The sequence below is a fragment of the Paenibacillus oenotherae genome (genome assembly GCF_019443105.1).
Lineage (GTDB): Bacteria > Bacillota > Bacilli > Paenibacillales > Paenibacillaceae > Paenibacillus_Z > Paenibacillus_Z oenotherae.
Map to the genome: position 1 here is coordinate 93,514 of NZ_JAHZIJ010000002.1, position 21,003 is coordinate 114,516.

Annotated in this window: 18 protein-coding genes; 3 read left to right on the top strand and 15 right to left on the bottom strand. The window is 52.8% G+C overall.

Going from position 1 to position 21,003, the window contains the following annotated elements; genetic code table 11:
- Positions 1 to 16 precede the first annotated feature (16 nt).
- The 13 genes from K0T92_RS04725 to K0T92_RS04785 all read right to left on the bottom strand — a co-directional run bounded on the left by K0T92_RS04725 (position 17) and on the right by K0T92_RS04785 (position 15,597).
- Positions 17 to 943: an ABC transporter substrate-binding protein gene (locus tag K0T92_RS04725; protein ID WP_219871286.1), complete on the bottom strand. Its 927-nt coding sequence runs from the start codon at positions 941 to 943 to the stop codon at positions 17 to 19.
- Entirely contained in the window at positions 936 to 1,145 is a 210-nt protein-coding gene (locus K0T92_RS04730; protein WP_219871287.1) for a hypothetical protein, read from the bottom strand. Before K0T92_RS04730 ends, K0T92_RS04725 begins: the two co-directional genes overlap by 8 nt.
- A gap of 111 nt (positions 1,146 to 1,256) precedes the next feature.
- On the bottom strand, positions 1,257 to 1,991 hold the full coding sequence (locus tag K0T92_RS04735; RefSeq protein WP_219871288.1) for an SDR family oxidoreductase: 735 nt from the start codon (positions 1,989 to 1,991) through the stop codon (positions 1,257 to 1,259).
- A 16-nt stretch (positions 1,992 to 2,007) separates the two neighbouring features.
- Positions 2,008 to 2,754 carry an SDR family NAD(P)-dependent oxidoreductase gene (locus tag K0T92_RS04740; protein ID WP_219871289.1) on the bottom strand — a complete coding sequence of 249 codons (747 nt, stop codon included), beginning with the start codon at positions 2,752 to 2,754 and terminating at the stop codon, positions 2,008 to 2,010.
- Position 2,755: 1 nt separating this feature from the next.
- Complete coding sequence (locus K0T92_RS04745) at positions 2,756 to 3,055, bottom strand: phosphopantetheine-binding protein (protein ID WP_219871290.1); 300 nt, start codon at positions 3,053 to 3,055, stop codon at positions 2,756 to 2,758.
- 45 nt (positions 3,056 to 3,100) lie between these two features.
- Complete coding sequence (locus tag K0T92_RS04750; protein ID WP_219871291.1) at positions 3,101 to 5,485, bottom strand: beta-ketoacyl-[acyl-carrier-protein] synthase family protein; 2,385 nt, start codon at positions 5,483 to 5,485, stop codon at positions 3,101 to 3,103.
- A 53-nt stretch (positions 5,486 to 5,538) separates the two neighbouring features.
- Positions 5,539 to 6,411, bottom strand: coding sequence for a GNAT family N-acetyltransferase (locus K0T92_RS04755; protein ID WP_219871292.1), 873 nt, complete (start codon positions 6,409 to 6,411; stop codon positions 5,539 to 5,541).
- Positions 6,329 to 7,678: a dicarboxylate/amino acid:cation symporter gene (locus K0T92_RS04760; protein ID WP_219871293.1), complete on the bottom strand. Its 1,350-nt coding sequence runs from the start codon at positions 7,676 to 7,678 to the stop codon at positions 6,329 to 6,331. Before K0T92_RS04760 ends, K0T92_RS04755 begins: the two co-directional genes overlap by 83 nt.
- A gap of 95 nt (positions 7,679 to 7,773) precedes the next feature.
- The gene (locus tag K0T92_RS04765; protein ID WP_219871294.1) at positions 7,774 to 8,145 is read right to left on the bottom strand and encodes an NHLP leader peptide family RiPP precursor; all 372 of its coding nucleotides are present in this window, start codon (positions 8,143 to 8,145) and stop codon (positions 7,774 to 7,776) included.
- A gap of 110 nt (positions 8,146 to 8,255) precedes the next feature.
- Positions 8,256 to 11,174, bottom strand: coding sequence for an NHLP bacteriocin export ABC transporter permease/ATPase subunit (locus K0T92_RS04770; protein WP_219871295.1), 2,919 nt, complete (start codon positions 11,172 to 11,174; stop codon positions 8,256 to 8,258).
- A gap of 28 nt (positions 11,175 to 11,202) precedes the next feature.
- Complete coding sequence (locus K0T92_RS04775; RefSeq protein WP_219871296.1) at positions 11,203 to 13,437, bottom strand: NHLP family bacteriocin export ABC transporter peptidase/permease/ATPase subunit; 2,235 nt, start codon at positions 13,435 to 13,437, stop codon at positions 11,203 to 11,205.
- Positions 13,438 to 13,455: 18 nt separating this feature from the next.
- Entirely contained in the window at positions 13,456 to 14,415 is a 960-nt protein-coding gene (locus K0T92_RS04780; protein ID WP_219871297.1) for an NHLP bacteriocin system secretion protein, read from the bottom strand.
- A gap of 3 nt (positions 14,416 to 14,418) precedes the next feature.
- A complete protein-coding gene (locus K0T92_RS04785) occupies positions 14,419 to 15,597 on the bottom strand; it encodes an ABC transporter substrate-binding protein (protein ID WP_219871298.1) in 1,179 nt (392 codons plus the stop codon).
- 226 nt (positions 15,598 to 15,823) lie between these two features.
- Here K0T92_RS04785 and K0T92_RS04790 point away from each other — a divergent pair, with 226 nt between their 5' ends.
- Entirely contained in the window at positions 15,824 to 16,549 is a 726-nt protein-coding gene (locus K0T92_RS04790; protein WP_219871299.1) for a response regulator transcription factor, read from the top strand.
- A gap of 369 nt (positions 16,550 to 16,918) precedes the next feature.
- Positions 16,919 to 17,248, top strand: coding sequence for a DUF4395 family protein (locus tag K0T92_RS04795; protein ID WP_343223640.1), 330 nt, complete (start codon positions 16,919 to 16,921; stop codon positions 17,246 to 17,248).
- Positions 17,249 to 17,655: 407 nt separating this feature from the next.
- Here the strand turns inward: K0T92_RS04795 and K0T92_RS04800 are convergent, their stop codons facing one another.
- Positions 17,656 to 18,699: an NAD-dependent epimerase/dehydratase family protein gene (locus K0T92_RS04800; RefSeq protein ID WP_219871300.1), complete on the bottom strand. Its 1,044-nt coding sequence runs from the start codon at positions 18,697 to 18,699 to the stop codon at positions 17,656 to 17,658.
- 252 nt (positions 18,700 to 18,951) lie between these two features.
- On the opposite strand from K0T92_RS04800, the gene K0T92_RS04805 reads away from it, so the two are divergent.
- Complete coding sequence (locus K0T92_RS04805; protein WP_219871301.1) at positions 18,952 to 19,866, top strand: PadR family transcriptional regulator; 915 nt, start codon at positions 18,952 to 18,954, stop codon at positions 19,864 to 19,866.
- 333 nt (positions 19,867 to 20,199) lie between these two features.
- Here the strand turns inward: K0T92_RS04805 and K0T92_RS04810 are convergent, their stop codons facing one another.
- A complete protein-coding gene (locus tag K0T92_RS04810) occupies positions 20,200 to 20,760 on the bottom strand; it encodes a cupin domain-containing protein (RefSeq protein WP_219871302.1) in 561 nt (186 codons plus the stop codon).
- Between the last annotated feature and the right edge of the window lie 243 nt (positions 20,761 to 21,003).

Here is a 21,003-nt window from a genome sequence, read left to right on the forward strand (position 1 = left end):
TAATTCTTTTATTTTCTCATTCCGCTATAATTTCATAAGCTCTCAGAAGTCCGTTGACATAGCCTCGCTGGAGCTGCATGTAGACATTCATCCAGCTGTGAAGCTGGCGAAGCCCCGGTGCAACAGCTACCGCGATGGAATCAGTCTGGTTCTCCAGCCGCAAATATTGCAAATACAGAGAACTGGACGGATGCTTCTTCTGATAGCCCATTAATTCAAACTCATCGTAGACTGCAGCCAGCACTTCACCCGACTTTACGGCCTCGATCAACAAGTCCAGTGTCGGGAAGACGACCTGCTGCTGATCCGGGAACAGCTCGCTGGCGAAGCTGGCATAGGAGGTGCCGCCGATAATTCCGATCCGGTCGCCGTAAGTCTGTATCAGTTCGAGCGGATCTCGGTCGTCCTGCTCCAAGCCCGCAAGCTGCAAGCGATTAATAATGAGCGTCTGCCGCAACGTCAAATAAGGCTCGGAGAACAACACCTTCTTCGCGCGCTCAAGCGTCATACTAAGCTTGGAAATAGCGATATCTGCCTCTCCTGCCGCAACCTGCTCCACTATTCTATCGAAGGAATCCGCAGTCCGGATGAACGCTGCCTTCACTCCCAGCTTGTAAGCAATATCGCGGGCAAGATCAATGTCGCTGCCGCGCAGCTGCCCCTGCTCATCTGAATAAAAGAACGGGTAGCGGTCCTCACGGTATACCGCAATGCGAAGCTGGCCTCTCCGAATAATTTCGCTGATCTCATCGGGGTAAGCTGCCAGCTGCTCTTCCGTATAGACAGGCAGTGCATGGGATTTCGCCGCCGAAGACGGCTTCTTCTTCTCCTTGGCAGCAACTGCATGCTCAGGAGAGGGGGTGTTCGCACAGGAGGCGGCGACAAACGTCAATAACATCAGCACCAGACAACGGCAGCACAAATGAATGTATCGGTTAATCATGCTTCACGTCCGGTCCGGTAATAGGCCCATGGAGCTTGAGAAAGCATGCTGCGCATACGCTCATATCATGCACCGCAATACGCTGCTGGCAATGCTTGCACAGTGGAACCGGAACGGTCGCCAGACCGCCGACAACCTCCTCCAGTTCATCCTCAGTCAACTCGCCTTCTCTCTTATCGTCCTCGTTTCGCTGATCCGCCATATTCGTTGCCCCTTTTGTAAGTTCTCCAACCGTGTGCGCCATTGTCACGCGATCTTCTCATTCACTGCGAATGCTGCTGCTATGCGACCTCACCAGCCTTCACGAAAGCTATTAGAGAATAGCTGGAATGCCATAGCCCCAATTGATATTCTGACCGCTCATTCCGCTGCCATAATCCAGGAGAATTCCCAGTCCCTTCGCAGCTTCCGCGAGTTCGGGCACTGGCGGCTTCAGCACGAATATATCGAACCGCTTGCGGTTGCCTCCAGCGGACTCCATACTGTCCGGATCACGATAATATCCGAATGTGAAAGCATTGACACTTACCCGGAATGGAGCCAGCTCCTTGGCCAGGCTTTTGACAAAGGCAACCGCGCCTTGATTGTATACAGGAGAAGACGGAAACCCGGCAGCATGCAGCGCATCCGACAGCATGGGCACGATAATCTGGCCTTGGCGCTTCCTCGCCATCACACTGCCTGCCGCACGACTGTACAAGAACAGCTCTCGGAGCCGTCCGTCCAGTTGAACGGCGAATTGCGCCGGATTGCTGCTCAGCAGCTCCTCTTCATCCAGCCATTCGCTGCCATGAATATACAGATCCAATCCCTGCAGCTCGGCAGCGGCAGCATTCACTTGCGCTTCGATCTCTTCCATTGCGGCGAATTGGCCGATCACCGGCTTGCAGCGATCGCGCCACTCATCCGGCAGTTCAGCCATATAAGCTGCCGCCTCTTCCCGCGAGGAGAACTGCGCAGCCAGTGTAACGCCCCGCTGCAGCAAATAATGGCCGATCGCCACGCCTGAGCGGCTCTTCGCATGGCGCAGAAAAGCGGTTCTGATCATATACACTCACCCCTTTTCATCGCAAAAATCCGCCATCGATCTTCAGCACATGCCCCGTTGCATAAGAGGATAGCGGATTGGCCAAGGTGACAATGGCATTCGCGATCTCCCCGGCTGTGCCGAGCCGGCCTGCTGCTGTATGCCGGAGAAACTGGGTCAGCTTGTCCGCTGGAACGCCAAGCGCCATCTCCGTGTCGATCATCCCCGGAGCAACAGCGCTGACAGTGATGCCAGCAGTTGCATAGCGCCGCGCAAGCAGCTTTGTCAGCCCGATGACCGCGCCTTTGGACGCCGCATAATTCGTCTGCGCCTCTCTGCCATATACACCGCTGACCGAGACGACATTAACGATGCTGCCTCCCCCTCGCTCCACCATATAAGGGATGACTTCCTGCGAGCAATTGCAGGTTCCGATAAAATTCGTGCCGACGGCATCATTCCATTGCTCCTCCTGCATAAGCAGCGCCATCCCATCGCTTGCCCGCCCGGCATTATTAACGAGAATGTCCACGCCGCCATAGGTGCTGCAGATGTCTCTGAACGCTTCAGCGACAAATTCCCGGTTCGTTACAGACCCCTTGTACAGACTGATTCGTCCTCCACTAGTCTCTATCCGCTGCTGCAGCTCAAGAGCGGCATCATCGCTGCTTACATAGATACCCGCTACGGCCGCTCCCTCCGCGATGAATCTCAGCGCGGCCGCTTTGCCAATGCCACGGGTAACTCCGGTAATGACCGCCACCTTATTGTGGAATGCCGTCATCCTAGCCGATTCCCTTCGTATGCTTCAACAGAATCAGCTCTGAGATCGACTGCACATTCGTCAGGTGCCGTTTAAGCTCCTCCGCTGGAATATCCTCTACCATAACGCCGAACAATTCCTCCATCCCGACCATAACCTCGAACGCCTCGACAGAATCCAGGCCAAGACCTTCGCCGAACAGGATCATATCATCCGTAATCTCTTCAGCCGTAATATCCTCAAGCTCCAGCCGGTCAATAAGCAGGCTCTGCTTCACGATTCCTTTGATCCTATCCACTACCGATACCTCGGAAATACTCATAACTAAATTCCTCCTCTGAGATCTAATAAAACCCGCTTGAGGCCCCTATCGCACACCGCTCACTACTGCCGCAATACAGCTTCCATTGACAGAAGAGCTGACTGTCAGCACATTGCGGAAATGGATTTCCTCCAGCCCGGGAAGCCCGCTAATAATGCCGCGTGCGGTCCCATGATAAGCCAGCTCGGCAGCCGCAGCTAGATGCAGCATGGAGCTGAAGGACTCCCCGTAACCCGCCTTGTCATTCAAACAAATGACAGGCGGCTTGGACTTCACTGCCAGCCCGGCGATTACCCCCCTCTCCCATTCCGTCTCTTCCGCCCTGCCGATTGAATTCAACAATACAAGATCGATCTCATCCATCCCGATCTCCGCCTGAGCAAGCGCCCCGGCAATCGCCGCGCGCAGCTGAAGCTCTCCATCCGGCGTATGCCGTACGGCACCATGCGAGATGCCGAAGCCCCGCAGCTCCGCGTATATTCGGGCACCGCCGGCTGCCGCCTCATCCATATCCGACAGCACGATGCAAGCGCTTCCCTCTGTCTTGGCATAGCGGCTTTCCTGCAGCCCCTTGGCGCGGTCAATGTGATCTGACAATTCGGAACGCTCATCGCCCGCTCCGATCAGACATGCGGACAGTGCGCCTTCCCGAATCATTCCGGCTCCATACAGTGCAGCGGCTATCCCTTCGCTGCCGCCTGTGCTGAGCGAGCTGTTGAACCCTTGCAGCCCCAGCTTCTCCGCTGTTTTGCCGGCAATCGAATTAATGACCGTATGGGGGAAATAAATGCTGCTTGCATATTCCGGCCCTTTCTCGAACACAGAGCCGAGGAAACGCGCGATGCTATCCGTACTGCCTCTTGAAGTCCCGTAGATGAAACCGGTATCCGCCAGCTCAGACTGCTCCAGACCGGCATTCTCGATAGCAGCCAGCACCGCTCCTATAGTAAATTGGGCTATTTTATTCATCCTGCGCTCATATTTGCTCTTATCATATTCCTTCAGCGAGAATGAAATCTGGCCGTCAGCGCCCTCATCCGTCCCGGCAGCCGATTCGCCGATCAGATGAAGCACACCGCCCTGGCCGGCTCCCCAGCTGCCGACAGCGCCGATGCCGGTAATCGCCACCCGCGACCGCCGCTTCCAGCTGCTGGATGGGGGCCGGTCTATATCCTTCAGCCAGGCTGTGCGCAGCACCAGCGAGACATTATGCCCGCCGAATGCGGCATTGTTGCTGAGCATATATTGCGGGCTCAAACGGCGCAGCTCTGCACCGATGATGTTGGCATCGCTGCAGCCTTCGCGCGGCGCATCATAATGCAGCGTTCCCGGCACGAAGCCCTGCTTGACCGCATACAGCGCTGTCACAAGCTCGACCGCTGCTGCTGCGCCCAGATTATGCCCGAAATACGCCTTGCTGGAACTGATCGGAATCGTGGTTTCAGCCCCGAATATTTTCTTCAGGCCGCTTATTTCGGCGGCATCATTCGCCATCGTTCCGGTACCATGCGCATTAATATAATCGATGCGCTCTCTTGGCACCGCCGAACGGTTCAGCGCCATGGCTACTGCTCTTTCTATCCCGGCTCCCTCCGGGTGCGGCGCTGTCTCATGATGGGCATCATTGCTCAGGCCGTAGCCGCACAGCTCGCCATAGATTCGCGCTCCGCGCAGCAATGCCTTGTCGAGCCTCTCCAATACGACGAAGGCCGCACCTTCGCCCAGATTAAGACCGTAACGGCTGCCGAATGGCGATGACGGCAGTGGATTCAGCGCCCGCAGCACATTGAATCCGGCGTACACACTATGCGATAACGGATCAGAGCCTCCTGCCAGCATGGCATCGGCATAGCCCCAGCGAATCATATCGCTGGCATAGCCGATTGCGTTGCCGCTGGCCGCGCAAGCTGTATTTATCGTCACTACCGGGCCGTTCAAGCCAAGCGCCTGTGCAGCATCATCACCTTGCTGATAGAACGGATAATTGGCCGTATTGGCATCATCCAGCTGTGTCAAATCCCACTGCTTCTCCAGCGACAGAATACCGCCGTTGCACGTCCCAAGAGCCAGTCCGATTCTATCCGAGCCAATGGCCGCCCGGTCCGATACATCCATTATGCCGCCTTGTTGGAAGCGGCGTACCGCAAGGCCGCTGTCCTGCAGCGCTTGCCGGGCAGCTGTGACGGCATATCTGGCGCATAAATCCATCGAAGCCGTTGCATCATCATTGACAATGGCGTCCAACTGCTCTTGCTCCAATTGTCCCGCTATGGAACATTGCAGATTATCCGCAGCGAAGCGGGTTAACCCTTTCACGCCGGTCTCGGCCTTCATCATTCGTGCGAATACCGACTCTGGATTATTGCCAAGCGCACAAAGAACGCCCAGGCCGGTCACTGCTATGCGATGGTCTTGCTGGGCATACGTCATAGGATCATCTCCCGTAAAGTTAGATAGGGATCAGCAAGCCATCCCATGCTTCATCATGTTAGCTGCAAATAGCAGGAGCGTTTCTCGCTCATCATCCGGGCATAAGGCGCAAGCCATTGCCGAGCCAGCTTCATCATCGCTGGCGTGCTTGTATTAACAGTGAACATCCCGAACGGTATCCCCTTCTCAAGCTGCAGGCTGATCGACCTCGACAGCATGACAAGCGCCAGGCCCGACTGCTGATATTGCGGCGATACAAACACTGCATCATACAGTATCGTTTCCGCTGCAAGCCGGTAGGCCATACACCAGCCTTCAATTCCAGAAGCGGACATTAACCCGAGACTATTGGTTTGCTCCAGCTGCGCAAAGGTTTTGAACGGGGATAGAAATGCTGGATAAGCATGCGTTCGACCGGCAGCAAGCTGCTCCCGATCCTCCTGATCTATATCAATCCAGGGAAGCATGTGAAGACCATGCGGCAGAGGCCTGTCTCTTAACCACGGAGCCCCGGCAATGGTGCTGTCGATATGGAACACGACCGCTTCCCGCTGCGGCTCTGTCCAGCCCTCCTTGTGAAGCCACGCTTCAACCGCAGGTGTTATGGCCTTCCCTGAATAATAGGCAAATTTCATAGACGCTATATTCCGCTTGGCGCAATGGAGCCGGGCTGTCCCCATCAACCGGGCAGCAAGTCCCCTTCTGCGGTGAGCCGCGGCAACAAACAAACAATGTACGGTTGCGCAGCGCTCGTCCGGGTCCAGCTCCAGAACGGCCAGTCCAACTGGGCCTTCTGCTGACTCCATGCCAACCATAAGCAGCCTGTCCAGAGCATGAAGTCCGTCAAGTTGCGGCATAATCCATTGGAACATCAGATTTCTGTATGCCGTCCAGTCCGCTTTCGTCAATATGTTGATGGTGTACATCTGCATCCGCCCTTGGTGATATTAATGAGGCTGCCGTACAGTTGATCAGTACATTGGCCGCCGTTATAATCGGATCTACAATTGGATTAATCGCCAGCAGCAATATAATCGTTACATCTGCCGGAAGCTGCAGAGGTTCGGCAATCATCGAGATCATGCCAATGGATACAATTGCAGGCGAGCCTGCTCCCGCAATGGATGCCAGTATGCCGCCGAGCAGTACAACTGCCCACTGCGCTGGCGTGAAACTGAATGCGTATAATTGTGCTGTAAATACAATGCCGAGCATATACAACAGCAGCATGCTGTAACGGCACATAATCATGCCGAGAGGTACGACAAGTTTGACCGAGCTTAATTCAAGGTGCAGCGCTTCCCTTAAAGCATGCATGCAGGAAGGTATAGTCGCCATACTGTTCCTTGTGCCAAAAGCAATAACGAGTGATTCCTTCATCGCCCTGCCTATCGCCGCCACGGGCTGCTTCAGACGCAGCGACATCACAACAATCGACAGACCGATCAGAACGATACTGACCCCGTACAGCACCGCAATCAGCTTGATCATGGCTGGCAGAATCTCCAGATTCAGCTTGGCGAATTGCCCTGCCATCATGCAGAACAAGCCGAATGGCAGCATATACATCGACCAGGATATTGCTTTCTGGAAGGCATGGAACAATACATCCGTCAATTGCAGCAAATCTTCGCCTTGCTTGGAGCGGGCCATGCCGACCGCTACCCCGACAATAATAGAAAAGAACAAAATTTGCAGCGTATTGTTCTCCAGCAATGCGCTGAAAATGTTGGCGGGAATCATCCCGAGCAGAAACCCGAGCAGCCCTTCGGAGGCATGCTCCGCCTGTGGCTTGACAGTCCCGTCGGATCCGCTGACGATGGAACCGAGTACGGTTCTCGATTCATCCGGCAGACCAGCTCCCGGCTGCAGAACCACTCCTGCGAGCAATCCCAGCGCCCCTGCGACAACAAAAGCGCCCGCATAGACAAGGAGCATCTTCTTGATCGTCTTCATCGCGCCGCTCTTCAAGAACAAGCTGCCGATGCTCGATACGATGGCCGTCATCATAAGCGGGATCACGCACATTTTGAGAAAGGATAAGTATAGATCTCCAAAAGCAGCTGCAGAAAGAGCCGCACCGGGCAGCAGCAAGCCTGCCGCAATTCCTGCCCCCATACAGAGCAGTATCATCCAGAACGACTTGATCCAGCGAAATGAAACAACGGGTATCCGAAACGGTATCCGAAACACACAAGCACCTACTTGCCGATGATGGGATTTGTAGTGAAAAACCGTCGCTTGACCGCAACGGTTTCTCACTCCAGTACTGGCTGTTTGGAACGCTATTATTTGTTGGACATGTTGATAGCCACAGTTGATCCCGTGCTGATCGCCGTTCTTGCGCCGTCCTCGATGATGCTGCCAACGCCTTCAAAAAACCGGGTAGCGCCGTCTTTGCTTCCGCCAGCTACTGCTTCCAGTTCCGTCTCCGTCAATTCGTCAGCTGCTCCGCGCACTTCAGGCAGCACGATGTTTGCATGGTAGCCCGTGCCATCAACGACATTGATTTTGAACTCTTGCGGAACCTCGCGGCCTGTTGCCGACTTGATCGCTGCATAAATATCGGATACTGCCAATTGGCGGAATTCCGCGTCGGAGTTCGCCTTTCCGATTACTGCTGCTACTGCTTCTTGAACCTGCTCGTTTGTCCAACTCATGATTTGAATCCTCCCAAAAATAGTTTGTGTTTTTGTCGCTTACAATTACTAGATTAACACTCGGGATTAAATCTGCTCTCAATTGAAGCTCAAATTTAGTTCAAATTTCATCAAGCCAGCTGGCGGCTGGCCAATTCGGCGAATAACCCCGTTTCAGCCATAAGCTCCTCATATGTGCCGGACTGAACGACCATTCCCTTGTCCAGCACATAGATCAAATCGGCATTCGTAATCGTGCTCAGACGATGGGCAATGACAATTCTTGTCGCCTGCAATCTCTCCAGACTTTCACTGACAATGGCCTGCGTCCGGTTGTCGAGCGCGCTTGTCGCCTCATCGAAGAAAATAACTTTGGGCCGTCTGGCGATCGCTCTGGCGATCATCAGCCGCTGCCGCTGTCCGCCGGACAGCGTGCTGCCCCCTTCAGAAATGACGGAATGCATGCCCATCGGCATATTGCGTATATCCTCGTCCAGCCCGGCCATCGCGGCAGCTTCCCACGCTTCATCGACGGTCAGATTGGATGAGCCGACAATGTTCGTGTACATATCGCCTGACATGAGCTTGCTGTTCTGCAGCACAACGCCGAATTGGCTTCTGAGCAGGCTGACATCAAGCGATCTCATATCCTGGCCGTCAAAATATACAGACCCGCTTTCCGGCTGCTCAAAGCCCAGCAGCAGACGCAGCAGTGTGGACTTGCCGCAGCCGGAAGCTCCGACGAATGCAACGAACTGGCCAGCCTTAATGTTCAGGGAAATATCCTTCAGCACCATTGGCTGATCTGCGCCGTAGCGAAATCCTATATGGCGTACTTCTATCGCTCCGCTAAGATCGCCGGGGTCTTCCAATTGATCGTGAACTTCCGGCAGCGTCTGCAGAATCGGCTTGGCGCGCTCATACAGCGGTACGACATGAACAAGGGAGAGCAGTGCTGAAGCCATAGACAGCATCGCCGCCAGGAAGGCAGAGAATGCGGTATAGAAAGCAATGAATTGGCCGGCTGACAGTGACGATTCTTTGGAGGCGACCATATAGAACAGAACCATGGAGGCAACCAGCGGATAAAAGGATTGGAACACGCCCAGCTGATTGTCCAGCATTCTTGCCCGGAAGGACAGCTTCTTCTGCTCCGCGAACGCCCGCGCCCACAGAAAGAATGCGCGATTCTCCGCAGCCGCCATACGAAATTTGCTGACCCCGTTCAGCAATTGCAGCATCAAGCCGGATATTCGCCCTTGAATATCAAGCAATTTGCGCTGAAAGCGGATTTGCAGCAGACCGATTGCCGCTGTAACCGCTATGGAGATGAGGACGAGCACCCCGGCAGCAAGCGCCAGGCCGGCATCATAATGGAACAGCAGCGCATAGTTGAAGATCGAGAATAACCCTGAGAACAGGGAACCCAGCACTGCGCCTGACAATAATTGCCGAATTGCGTTAATGCTGTTCGCTCTGATCGCCAGATCACCCGCTGTATAATTCCGGAAAAAGGCGACAGGCAAATTCAGCAGCCTGTCCCATATTGCTGCCTGAATGAAGCTGTCCATGCGTCCCTCCATACGAAGAGAAGCCATGGAGCCTGTTAATTGGAACAACGCAATCGCCAAGGTCACCGAGAACAGAATCAAAGCCATTTGGACAAGGGGCCCCCGGTACGATTCCGGAATTACGGTATCGAACATCATTCCCGTTGCAATCGGGATAAGCATCCCGAGCAGTCCCGCAATCGCTCCCATAAACAGCAGCACGGCAATATCCCGCCGGACTGACTTATGCGAGCCGAAGCGCAGAATGTCGATCACGCCGAGCGGCTTGGACGGGAAGGCGCGATAGAACATGTAAGCCATGGGATGCAGCTTGGAAGCCACTTCAGCAGTGACCGCTCCCCCCTCTCCGCTGGCCGGATTGGTCCACGTATAGGAGGCTGAGCTGGAGGGCACCAGTGCGATCGGTTCGGATGACTCCTCCAAGTAGGCGACAAGCGGGCCGTTATCCTCCTTCCACCACTCTCCCTTCAACACGACTTTCCGTGATCTGACCCCGGATGCCTGGGCGATGTCATGCAGCGGATTGAGTGATTGTGTCCCTTTCCGTCCTCTGACGGACGGCTTGATTACGATGTCTGAATACTCCCCGGCAATCCGGCAGGCCATGAATAACGGGTCCTTCGAATCGAAGATCAATGGCTTCTGCCGATTGCCGCCCGTAACAGCCACCAATTGCTTCAGCGCTTTGTCCATCAGTGTGGAATCATGTTCCGTTCTGTTTATTAAGCGCTCATGCTCCAGCAGCCGTTCTTTCGTCCGCAGCGCGGCCAATCTTGCGGCAGCCATGTCATGAAAGGCATACAGGCTCTGCCAGTGCGCGTCAGCCTGCAGCCAGCAGACCGTGCTCCGCACCTCTATGCTGCATGGCTCCTTTGTCTCCAGCCAGCTGGAGGAGGTAACAGGGATGTATACCTCCCCGCCCCCTTGCAGAGGATGCTCGCCCATCCAATGAACAGAGCCGGCATGAAGCTTGACCCACACCGGATGAAGCGTTCGCCAGGTCGTATCGGGCTTCAGCTCCTGCAGCTCCGCTTGCTCCAGAATGTCGAATTCGGATGGCGCATTGCGCGTGCTGAGTGCTGTTGACCAGCTATTGATCCATTGCTCGACAAGTGGCGCCAATTGCGCACTATCCAAGCCATGCCGCGCTTGCAGCTGCATGAAGGATTCCGTATCGATATGATAAGCGGCTGTTCCTGCAGTCGCAGCCAGCAATATTCCGCTGCGCTCCTCGCTGGAATGATCACGGAAGCCGAACAGGATCGCGCCTTCGCTCATGCTGAACAAGTAGCGCCGCTTGTCTCTGGCCGGATCATTCTCCTGCTGCAGCGTGACCGCGAATACATCGATGGAGCCCGTATCGATATACCACAGGCTGTCATGGCCCGTGACCAGAATGGGCGTATTGCCTTCAATTTGATGCCTGGTTCCATGCTCGGCAAACAATTGACGCAGATTGAGCCTATTATGCTCTGCCAATAGATTCTCCCCCCTTTATCGGCAACTGCTAATGACCCTGAATCAGACGGGTATAGTGTCCGTCCTTCTCCAGCAGCGAAGCATGTGTGCCGCGTTCTATAATTTTGCCGCGCGCCATTACGATAATCTCATCCGCATCTCTGATTGTGCTCAGCCGGTGCGCGACGATGACGCATGTCAGCCCTCTGCGCCGGAGACTGTCGTCTACCAATTTCTCCGTCGCAGGATCTAGCGCGCTCGTTGCCTCGTCCAGCACGACAATCGACGGATTGCCGGCAAGCGCGCGGGCAATCTCCAGACGTTGGCGCTGACCGCCGCTGAAGTTGCCGCCATTCTCCGAGATGACATGCTCATAGCCGCCGCTGCGCTCCGCAATATGATCGTGGATGGCTGCATCCTTGGCCGCCCGTATGACGTCAATCTCGGGAATCGTTGCGTCCCAGAACGTAATATTGTCCTTGATCGTCCCCTCCAGCAGCACAATATCCTGATCGACGACAGCCAATGAATTGCCGATTCGGCTGCGGGGAATCTGCTCCCTCCGCTGGTCATCGAACAGAATGTCGCCGGACCAGGGCTCGTAGATCCCGGCAATAAGCTTGGCGATCGTTGATTTCCCGCTCCCTGAGCCGCCGATCAGCGCCACCCGCATGCCGGGCTTAATAGAGAGGGAGAACCCGTCAATAAGCGGCGGCTCCAGCTTGTTGTAGCCGTATGTCAAGTTCACAATCTCAATATGGCCGGACAGCTTGGCTGTGCCGGATTGTCCCGCTCCAGGAGCTTCAGAAGCCGCAAAAGCTGCATGCTCACCACCAGCAGCGGCATGCTCATCCAGTGCGAAGGGCAGTGCGCTATTAACCTGGCTGTCCTGGAAATGGCGGTCAATAGGGTATTGCAGCACATCATCAAGCCGCTTCATGCTCCCCCCGGCTTCCTGAACGGTACCCGCGAGCTTGACCATCTCGTTGACGGGATTGCTGAAGCTTGCAGCTAAACTCTGGAAAGCGACCAGCGTTCCGATCGTCAGCAATCCATCCATCACCTGGAATCCGCCGATGACCAGAATGGCTACCGTGCCCATGCTTGTCAGCAGAGCAGGAACGGCGGTCAGAAACTGATTGGATACGCCGAATTGCTGCGTGGAATTCATCAGTTTCCCCTGATGTCCCGACCACTTCACAAAAAAATCAGCTTCCGAGCTGTTCGATTTCAATGTCTCAATAATTTGCAGCCCGTTCATGGATACACCTTGCATTTTGCCGGTTTCCTGAAGCAAGCGCTGATTCTGGTCATTGCGCCTGCGGGTGATCAATCTCATGAACAGCAGATTCAGCAGCGATGCCCCTACGACGATTCCCGTCAGTACGATGCTGTACTGCAGCATCAGGAACAGGTAGAACACAATCATGACGCAATTCAGCACAGCTACAGCCAGCTGCCCCGACAGCAATTGCGCCACCCGGTCGTTAATGGCCACCCTGGATGCGATATCTCCGCTATAGCGCTGGGAGAAAAATTCGATGGGCAGCCGCAGCACATGCCAGAAGAACCGGCTGGATGAACTGAGCGCCAGCTTCATCTCAAGCCTGAGCAAGTAATACCGCTGCAGCCATGTCAGTCCGGCCCGCAGCAGAGCCGTCAAGGCCATCCCGACTAGCAAAGGCATAAGCCAATGCTGCGATTGGCCGAGCAGCACATGATCGATGAAGATTTTGCTGAATACAGGAATGACAAGACCTGGAATAACGAGCAGCAGTCCTGCAAGCACAGCGAATGACAGCGCCGATTCCGAGCCTTTAATTCTGCTCGACAATGAAGCCACAATACTCGGCCGCTTCCCTCTGCGTACATATTCCGGCCCCGGCTTGGCGACGATAACGACGCCAGTGAACGACTGGTCGAACTCCTCATAAGTGATTTCCCTGGGCCCGGTCGCCGGATCATTCAGATATACGCGGTCATTATGTATGCCTTCCAATACGACAAAATGATTGAAATTCCAATGGATTATGAGCGGCCACTGCATCGTTCTCAGGTCTTCCGGATTTTTCCGGTACCCCTTGGCCTCCATCCCGTATTTGCGGGCCGCCTTCAGCAGATTGCTGGCTTTGCTGCCGTCGCGGGAAACACCGCATTCAATGCGCAGTTCCTCCAATGGGATGAAGCTTCTGTAATGGGCCAGCACAATTGCCAGAGAGGCTGCTCCGCATTCCACGGCCTCCATTTGAAGCACTGTCGGCGTCTTCACTCTTCTCAAAGCCACTTGCCCGCTCACCTCCCGTTATTTGAATTGCGGAATAATAGAAGCTATTGGACGTTCAGAGCTGACCGTAATGGCTCCATTCACAATCGTCCCACTATTCAATCGCACCGGCGGTCCCTCCTCGGTCGTCCATTTGTACCCGCTGAATGTTGCGTTGTCCGGCGCAAGATTCACCCGCACCTCCAGCGAGACACCTTCCGCAGCCATCTGCTGGACCAGCCCTTCATTGCCGAGTGTGGCCATCATCCCTTGCAGAGTGACAGGGAATTCCGATACAGACACCACTTGTCCGATCAGCGAGCCATGCTCCTCGCGGTTAATCGAGCTTGGCGAGATGCGCACATCCATACCGGGCAGCAGCTGCTTGCCCTGATGAACCGGCACATACATGACCGCGATCAATTCGTCTGTCAGCACCCCATGCGTTTCCAGACGAACGATGGATGATCCGCTGCCGATATGGGTTCCCTGACTGGCGATAACTTCAATAACCTTGCCCGTGTAGGGACTTATTACTTTGGAGGCATACTCATAATCAGCCAATAATTGCCGCAGCTGCTGCTCCAGGGCGGCCAGCTCATTACTGTTTTGCCCGCCATCCGGGGTAGCAGCACCTGCAAGAGCGGCAATCGACCTTTTCGTTCCCTTGATCTGCTCCAGCAATTCCGGCTGCTCGATCCAGGCGATGACATCGCCTCTCTTCACTGTGTCGTGCTCGACTACCCGAATGTTGGAGATGGAGCCCGCTGACGATGCATGGACCGTCTTCAATCCGCCGGGACGGATGAGAACCCCCTGTCCGCTCACCTTCGTTGACATCGTTCCGAATATTCCCCAGTATAAAGCGGTTGCAATCAGCAGGCCGATTCCGCATAATGCCAGCCATCCGCGCGGGGATGTGACACGCACCAGATTATCCAGCTGCTCGGGAGAAGACAGACGCTCAACCGATACTTTGCGAAATACGTTGTTATTCATCGTCTACCTCCCTTCTTCCAGAGCCAAATAATTATAAACGCCATTGTGCAGCTTCTTCATCACAATGCTCATCTCATTCACATCGCCACTGGCGGAGAATGAGCGGGAGCCTGCCGCACCCTTCCATTGCTTCAGACCGGCTAGCTGGTTGGCGATTTCCTCGGGACTGCGCGAGCCTGCTCCTTCAATGGCTTGGGCCAGCAGCTTCAGCGAGTCGTATGCCTGTGCCGCCCATTTGCCTGGCTCCACCCCGTATTTGGCTTTGAACTGCTGTTTGAACCTTTCATTGGCCACCGATTTCTCATTCGGATTATATACGGAAGCGGCGACAGTACCCTCCACATCCTCTCCGGCTGCGGCAAATTCGGCAGAGTCAAGCGCATCCCCGCCAATAACCGGTGTATCCACCCCGGCAGCGCGAAGCTCTCTTATGAAGGCAATGCCGTCTGCAGCTGACGTTGCAACCAGAATAAGCTCGCAATCAAGCGCCGCCCATTTGTCAGCGATCCTCCTTACATCGGAGGCTTCCTTGAATCCTGTCAGGCGGTCCACGATTCGCAGCCTCGATTTGCCGGCCTGATCCTCGAAGGAATTAGCCAATCCTCTTCCGTACTCATCGTCGGTATAATAGATGGCAATATTCCGGTACTTGGCGTCAGCCGCATACAAGGCGAGAGCCTGCCCCAATTGATCGTCATTCGGTATGTTGCGGAATATATGCGAGCTGTTCATGCTGGTTAACTTGGTCGAAGTGGATGCCGGCGACAGCAGCAAAATTCCGGCATGGTCGTAAATACGCGATGCGGGAATTGTAACCGTTGAGCTGCGGTGGCCGATTACGGCGGTAACGGAATTATTCTCGGCGAATTGCCGGGCAATTGCCATTCCCTTGGTGACAGAGCCTTCATCATCCTCTTCAATGAGACGGATGGTTTTACCGCCCAGAACACCATTCTGGTTCACTTCCTCAAGAGCAAGCTGAAGCCCTTCGCGGAACTGATCGTTGCGCTGGGAGAAGGGCCAGACAACGCCAACAACCACTTCATCCGATTGACCCTGAAGCTCCTTTTCCCGCAACTGATCTGGCGCAAGATCAGCTGAGCATCCCGAGATAACTGCGATCATCGCAATCGCAACAACTTTCCAAAGCGCCATTCGACAAGAATGGACAAACATTTTCATGCCCGAGAACTCCCTTCAGAACTGACTTTTACATGACTTTGCGTTTAACGTACTCATTATAAGACAGCCCAAAATCATTAACCATCAAGCTAAACTGAAGTTAACCTCAATTTAATTTAAAATTTTTGCAGCATAATCGACTTCCGCTTGTTTAAATGAGATAATTCTTTATAACAGTCATAATTTGTCGAAAAGACCGATTATCGCAAGAAGGAGCGGCGCAGGCATGTCGAAGAAAACAATACTTGTCGTTGATGACGACAATGAGATCAATGAATTGCTCACCATGTCCCTGAAGCGTGAAGGATTCAACGTAGTATCCGCATTCCACGGCAATGTGGCGCTGGATTTGGCCCGCGAGCATTCGCCCGATCTGGTCCTGCTGGATGTTCTACTTCCCGGCCTGGACGGCTTCCAGATATGCAGCGAGCTTCGCAAAACGAGCAATGTGCCGATTCTGTTCCTGAGCTGCAAGGACGAGGATATTGATAAAGTGCTGGGGCTGGGACTCGGGGGGGATGATTTCATCTCCAAGCCATTTAGTCCAATTGAGTTGATCGCCAGAGTGAAAGCGCACATAAGACGCAACTATCTGCTGCACAAGCATGGGGTTGAGGCGGATCAGACTTTGCGCTATGACCGTCTTATTATTGAGCCCGCGACACATCGGGTACTTGTTGACGACAAGCCGATTGCCCTGTCGGCCAAGGAATTCAAGCTTCTGTTCCATCTCGCCAAGAATCCGAACAGAGTGTACAAGAATGAGCAGCTGTTCACGCTGCTATGGGATGACGTACATATGGGCGATACACATACGGTCATGGTGCACATCTACAATCTGCGCAAAAAGCTGGAGGCAAATCCCGCCAAGCCGCATTATATCCATACGATCCGCGGCGTTGGCTACAAGTTCAACGACAAGCCGATTGAAGCGGGAGATCAGCTGCACTAGCAGCACATCTCTCTTCGTTCAAGCCCAAGCCATTCAGGCTAAGCCGTTCAAGCCAAGCCCCGCACACTTGCGGCTCTACTTCCAATAGCAATCGAAACGACGTCAAACTGCCCTCATCTTAATAAGAAGATGAGGGCTGTTATTGTTTCAAGCGGCTGAACTTGAGCTTGTACTTGCACTTCGCTTGTACTTGCACTTCGCTTGTACTTCACTTGCTATCGGCTGCAATATCGCCTATGATTAATCATATAAAACCCATCGGTATAAAGGGGTAATGGATATGCATGAAGTACCTATGCGTTATGTGAAACCAATCAAACCGGGATCGTCCTGTTTGTTACTCTTTCCCTGATCCTGCAGCAGCCGTGGATATTAGCCGCATTATGGATCATTCAAGCGGCAGGACTCGCTTCCGCAGGAAAGCTCAACCTGTTCGTTCTCCTGACTAAACTTGTTCTGAGGGAGAAAGGCAAAGAAACGCAGGCCGTCGAGCTTCAACGCTTCAATAATGTGTTGGCCCTCCTATTCCTTACCTTGGCACTCCTCTCATTTGTGTTCGATTGGCCAATTGCTGGCTATGCCTTCACAGCTATGCTGTTGCTTGCCGCAAGCGCCGCATTGCTCGGTTATTGCATCGGCTGCACAATTTACTTCTGGTACAAGCAACTCCGCACAGGCAGAAAAATCGGCAAAACCTGATTCATGCCATTCATGCTGAACGGTTGAATCCCTCTTTCCAAGGAAGCGGCTCAGTCAAAGGTGAATATTCCTGCGAATCTGCAGGCATATCGCTTGTTTCGGCTTGTTGAATACCGAATGCCTGCCAATGAGCAGGCATTTTTTTGAAATTATTCCTTATCGGCACAATTCACCTCGTATTCCTGCATTTTCGCATGCTTTCTGCCTTCCACCGCTTATTTCTATCGAAATTCCTGCGCTTGCGCAGGCTTCCTTATCTGAAAAGGACATCGTCCTCTGCTATAGCCAATCCTTCTCTTCCTGCTGAGGACATCGTCCTCTGCTATAGCAATCCTTCTCTTCCTGCTGAGGACATCGTCCTCTGCTATAGCCAATCCTTCTCTTCCTGCTGAGAACATCGTCCTCTGCTAGGTTAATATTCCGAGTCTTTGCAGAAGCTCCTCTTCCGCTTTGTCATTACTAGGATTGGCCGAATCCGAATTCCGGTCATCCGGCATATTTCGGATTTCCCACTCGATTGTTCGCATAAGCGCATCCCTTCTCGAGACAATCTCTTCATAGCCTAGCTCTGCTCGAATTTTGACCGAATCTATCATTAATTGCTGTGTTGTATCAAGAGGTACGCGCAGATGATCAGGCAGAGTATCTCTCGGCAGGAGGATGATTTCTCCCTTCCAGGACAATAGTTCGCCTATTTCTCTAACAAAATCAATCATTGACGGTGCCGAAGATTCACCGACATTGTAGATCTTTCCGATTGAGGAGCGGTTGACGGCAGCGGTCACAATAGCGTGCGCAACATTTTCAACATAGCCATGTGTCCAGTGCCATTCTGCAAACGATTCATCCATAATGATATAGGGCCGATTATTCTTTAATTTCTTTAAATTGAGATAGGAAAGAAACCGATGCTGATAATCGCCAGGGCCATATACGGCTGGAAGTCTAACCATTGTAACTGCAAAAGCAGCCGTTCCCATGAGTATGCGCTCAACTACAATTTTTTCATACGTATTACACCAATCCGCGCCATCTTTCGCTGCGTCTTGATAGGGGTATAAGGTTTGGCGCAATGGAGAATGCTCGGTAATCGGTACTGGCTCCAGCGCTCCATTCTCCTTGCGATTGACCAATCCATATGCCCTGTATACATCCTGGCTGCTAATCGCTACAACTCGGGGAGTTACTCCATTGAAAGCGTTGATCAGCTGCTCGGCATCTTTCTCTGTTGAAGCAATCATGTCGATAACAACATCGGGTGCAAATCGTGCAAATTCGTTAACAAATTGATGCATCTCAGATCGAGCGCCCAATATGTGCCGCACCGATTCCGGCAGATCTGCGTTCGTCTCGCCGCGATGATAGACGACCACTTCATGACCCATCCCTACGAGTTGTTTCACTACATAAGGGCCGATAAATGAGGTACCTCCAATAATAAGTATACGCATATGCGCCTCTTTTCCAGATAATTTCCTGTCCATACTCCAATTCTCTTAAAATCGTCAATGATAAAAGTGAATCAACTCTACCATTTTTATACATATTTTGCACATCCGATATTTTTATTATAACGGCTTTAATTTCTTCATTACATAATCAGGCATGGTGCGGAACTGTTTCGTCGGTCTGTAATTATAAATTGACGATATTATTATCATAGGTTACTATTAACATATGTTATCTATGAAGAGGTGAAGCCGATGTCAATAAATTTTGCAATTCTGGGCATATTGAGCTGTCAATCTGTAACGGGCTATGATTTGAAGAAAATCATTCAGGAGTCGCCGTTTATGCACTGGTCCGGGAACAATAATCAGATCTATAAAGCGCTTCTCCAGTTGCATGATGAGGGGTTTGTTACGAATGTGGTGCAGCATCAGGAGAGTTCTCCGTCGAAGAAGATCTACACCATCACTGCTGAAGGGATGGCCGAGCTGACAAAGTGGATCGTGTCCGCTCCCGAACCGCCTGAGTTCAAGAGGACATTTCTGATCCAGCTCGCCTGGGGGGATGTGCTGAGCACAGACCAATTAAATGCGCTGCTCATGAGCTATGAGAATGAGCTCCGGTTGCAGATTCTGCTGCATGAGGAGAAGAAGCGCAGAGGCACATTGTCTCCAGAGCGCACCGCCAGAGAAGCCTATATCTGGAATGAAATTCATGACCATGTTATATCGACTTACAATTATGAATGTAGCTGGGTTCAAAAGCTGCGCAGGGAGCTGTGCCCATTAACAGAGGAGGAAACTAAAATGCAGGTTCAAGTTATCGAGAAAAATGAGGCGAAATATATTCAATATGCTTCGGCAGAGACGCCGATTCGATCCGAACAGGATGCGCTGGATCTTATTGCCGCCTGCTTTGAGAATGATGCCTATCTGATCATGCTTCATGCCGAAGCGCTGTCTGACGATTTTCTCAAGCTGAGTACAGGATTGGCTGGACAGGTGCTGCAAAAGCTTGTCAACTATCGCATTAAGACAGCGGCTGTTATTACGGATGAACTTCGAATCAAGGGCCGATTCAAAGAATTGCTGGCCGAATCCAACAAACGCAATGATTTCAGAGTGTTCGGCAGCATAGTAGAAGCCGAGGACTGGCTGTTGGGGGGATAGGTTGGCTGTTGGGGAGATAGATTGGTCAACATATGGAGCAATTCAGTAAACCAGATGTGGAAATATCCGCTCCCGCTTTGTATGTAGTTTAAAAGAACCTTCAACTCCACTTTATTAGTGGCATGAAGGTTCTTTGTATATTTCTTTGGGAGTGACCCGCCCGGTTTACCCTAGGGTACAGCCCCCTCATCCCATCTTTTTATGATCCCCTTCTTGCTTGGCAGAACTCCTCTGTTCAACAATTCCCTCCAGGTATTCGGTAAATTTGGAATGACCGCTATAGGATAGAAACAGCCATTCCATCGCACGAGTCATCGCGATATACAACTGCCTTTATACTTGAGTGATAACGCCTCCCTCTTCCCTTTGACAGCATCCTGGAGGCGGGCCGAGAATAAGCGATTCCTTAATGGGAGCCACTGCATTGGCGTATTCTTGCTCATTCACGCAGTAGGCTCTCCCAATAACTTCCTTTGGAATGCAGCGCAGGAAGTCCGATCCGAACACAATATCAGGTGTCGGTTGATCGAAAATTGCCAGCACATAGGCATGGTCGGATTCAGTAATAATCCAATGAAACCAGCCCTTCGGAAAGATGGATACTTGGCCCGGCTTCAGACGATAGGACATCAGCCGCTGAGTGAACGGGTTAAACACAGATGTAATGACCTCTCCGCTTATAACAACGATCATCTCCGTCACGTTCGTATGCCAATGCGGCTGGACGATGATCCCCTTCGTCATATGAATGTTGAAGAAGCCGTTCTGAATGGCCGGGAGCTGCGGCCCGAACAGCTGTGTAATATAATTAAACCGGTCACGCTTATAGTTGAGCACTTGATTGGAATCAGCAGCCAGCTTCAGATCGGGAGCTTGCAGAATGCTGTCTATCATAACCTATTCCTCCTTATGGGCGAACGTCTACTTACTGTATGCCCAAGCGGATTTATTTGACACTCGGTTATTCCGCAAAATTCCCATGCTCGCCACTGATGGCTAACGGTAGAACAACCTCTGTTCAGAGCACCCCGGGGAACGGAACCACCTACATGATGGCAATCCCTCTGTAGCAAAGTAGGATTCCCGCTCCGAATGACCTGATCCTGCTGAAAGGTGGTCGACCGAGTGCAATCATGC

What these genes read in the sequence shown, in the direction of transcription:
- K0T92_RS04780 (WP_219871297.1), bottom strand. Translation starts at nt 14,415, where the DNA reads ATGAATAACAACGTATTTCGCAAAGTATCGGTTGAGCGTCTGTCTTCT.
- K0T92_RS04750 (WP_219871291.1), bottom strand. Translation starts at nt 5,485, where the DNA reads ATGACGTATGCCCAGCAAGACCATCGCATAGCAGTGACCGGCCTGGGC.
- K0T92_RS04735 (WP_219871288.1), bottom strand. Translation starts at nt 1,991, where the DNA reads ATGATCAGAACCGCTTTTCTGCGCCATGCGAAGAGCCGCTCAGGCGTG.
- K0T92_RS04740 (WP_219871289.1), bottom strand. Translation starts at nt 2,754, where the DNA reads ATGACGGCATTCCACAATAAGGTGGCGGTCATTACCGGAGTTACCCGT.
- K0T92_RS04745 (WP_219871290.1), bottom strand. Translation starts at nt 3,055, where the DNA reads ATGAGTATTTCCGAGGTATCGGTAGTGGATAGGATCAAAGGAATCGTG.
- K0T92_RS04755 (WP_219871292.1), bottom strand. Translation starts at nt 6,411, where the DNA reads ATGTACACCATCAACATATTGACGAAAGCGGACTGGACGGCATACAGA.
- K0T92_RS04765 (WP_219871294.1), bottom strand. Translation starts at nt 8,145, where the DNA reads ATGAGTTGGACAAACGAGCAGGTTCAAGAAGCAGTAGCAGCAGTAATC.
- K0T92_RS04800 (WP_219871300.1), bottom strand. Translation starts at nt 18,699, where the DNA reads ATGCGTATACTTATTATTGGAGGTACCTCATTTATCGGCCCTTATGTA.
- K0T92_RS04810 (WP_219871302.1), bottom strand. Translation starts at nt 20,760, where the DNA reads ATGATAGACAGCATTCTGCAAGCTCCCGATCTGAAGCTGGCTGCTGAT.
- K0T92_RS04805 (WP_219871301.1), top strand. Translation starts at nt 18,952, where the DNA reads ATGTCAATAAATTTTGCAATTCTGGGCATATTGAGCTGTCAATCTGTA.
- K0T92_RS04730 (WP_219871287.1), bottom strand. Translation starts at nt 1,145, where the DNA reads ATGGCGGATCAGCGAAACGAGGACGATAAGAGAGAAGGCGAGTTGACT.
- K0T92_RS04790 (WP_219871299.1), top strand. Translation starts at nt 15,824, where the DNA reads ATGTCGAAGAAAACAATACTTGTCGTTGATGACGACAATGAGATCAAT.
- K0T92_RS04785 (WP_219871298.1), bottom strand. Translation starts at nt 15,597, where the DNA reads ATGAAAATGTTTGTCCATTCTTGTCGAATGGCGCTTTGGAAAGTTGTT.
- K0T92_RS04725 (WP_219871286.1), bottom strand. Translation starts at nt 943, where the DNA reads ATGATTAACCGATACATTCATTTGTGCTGCCGTTGTCTGGTGCTGATG.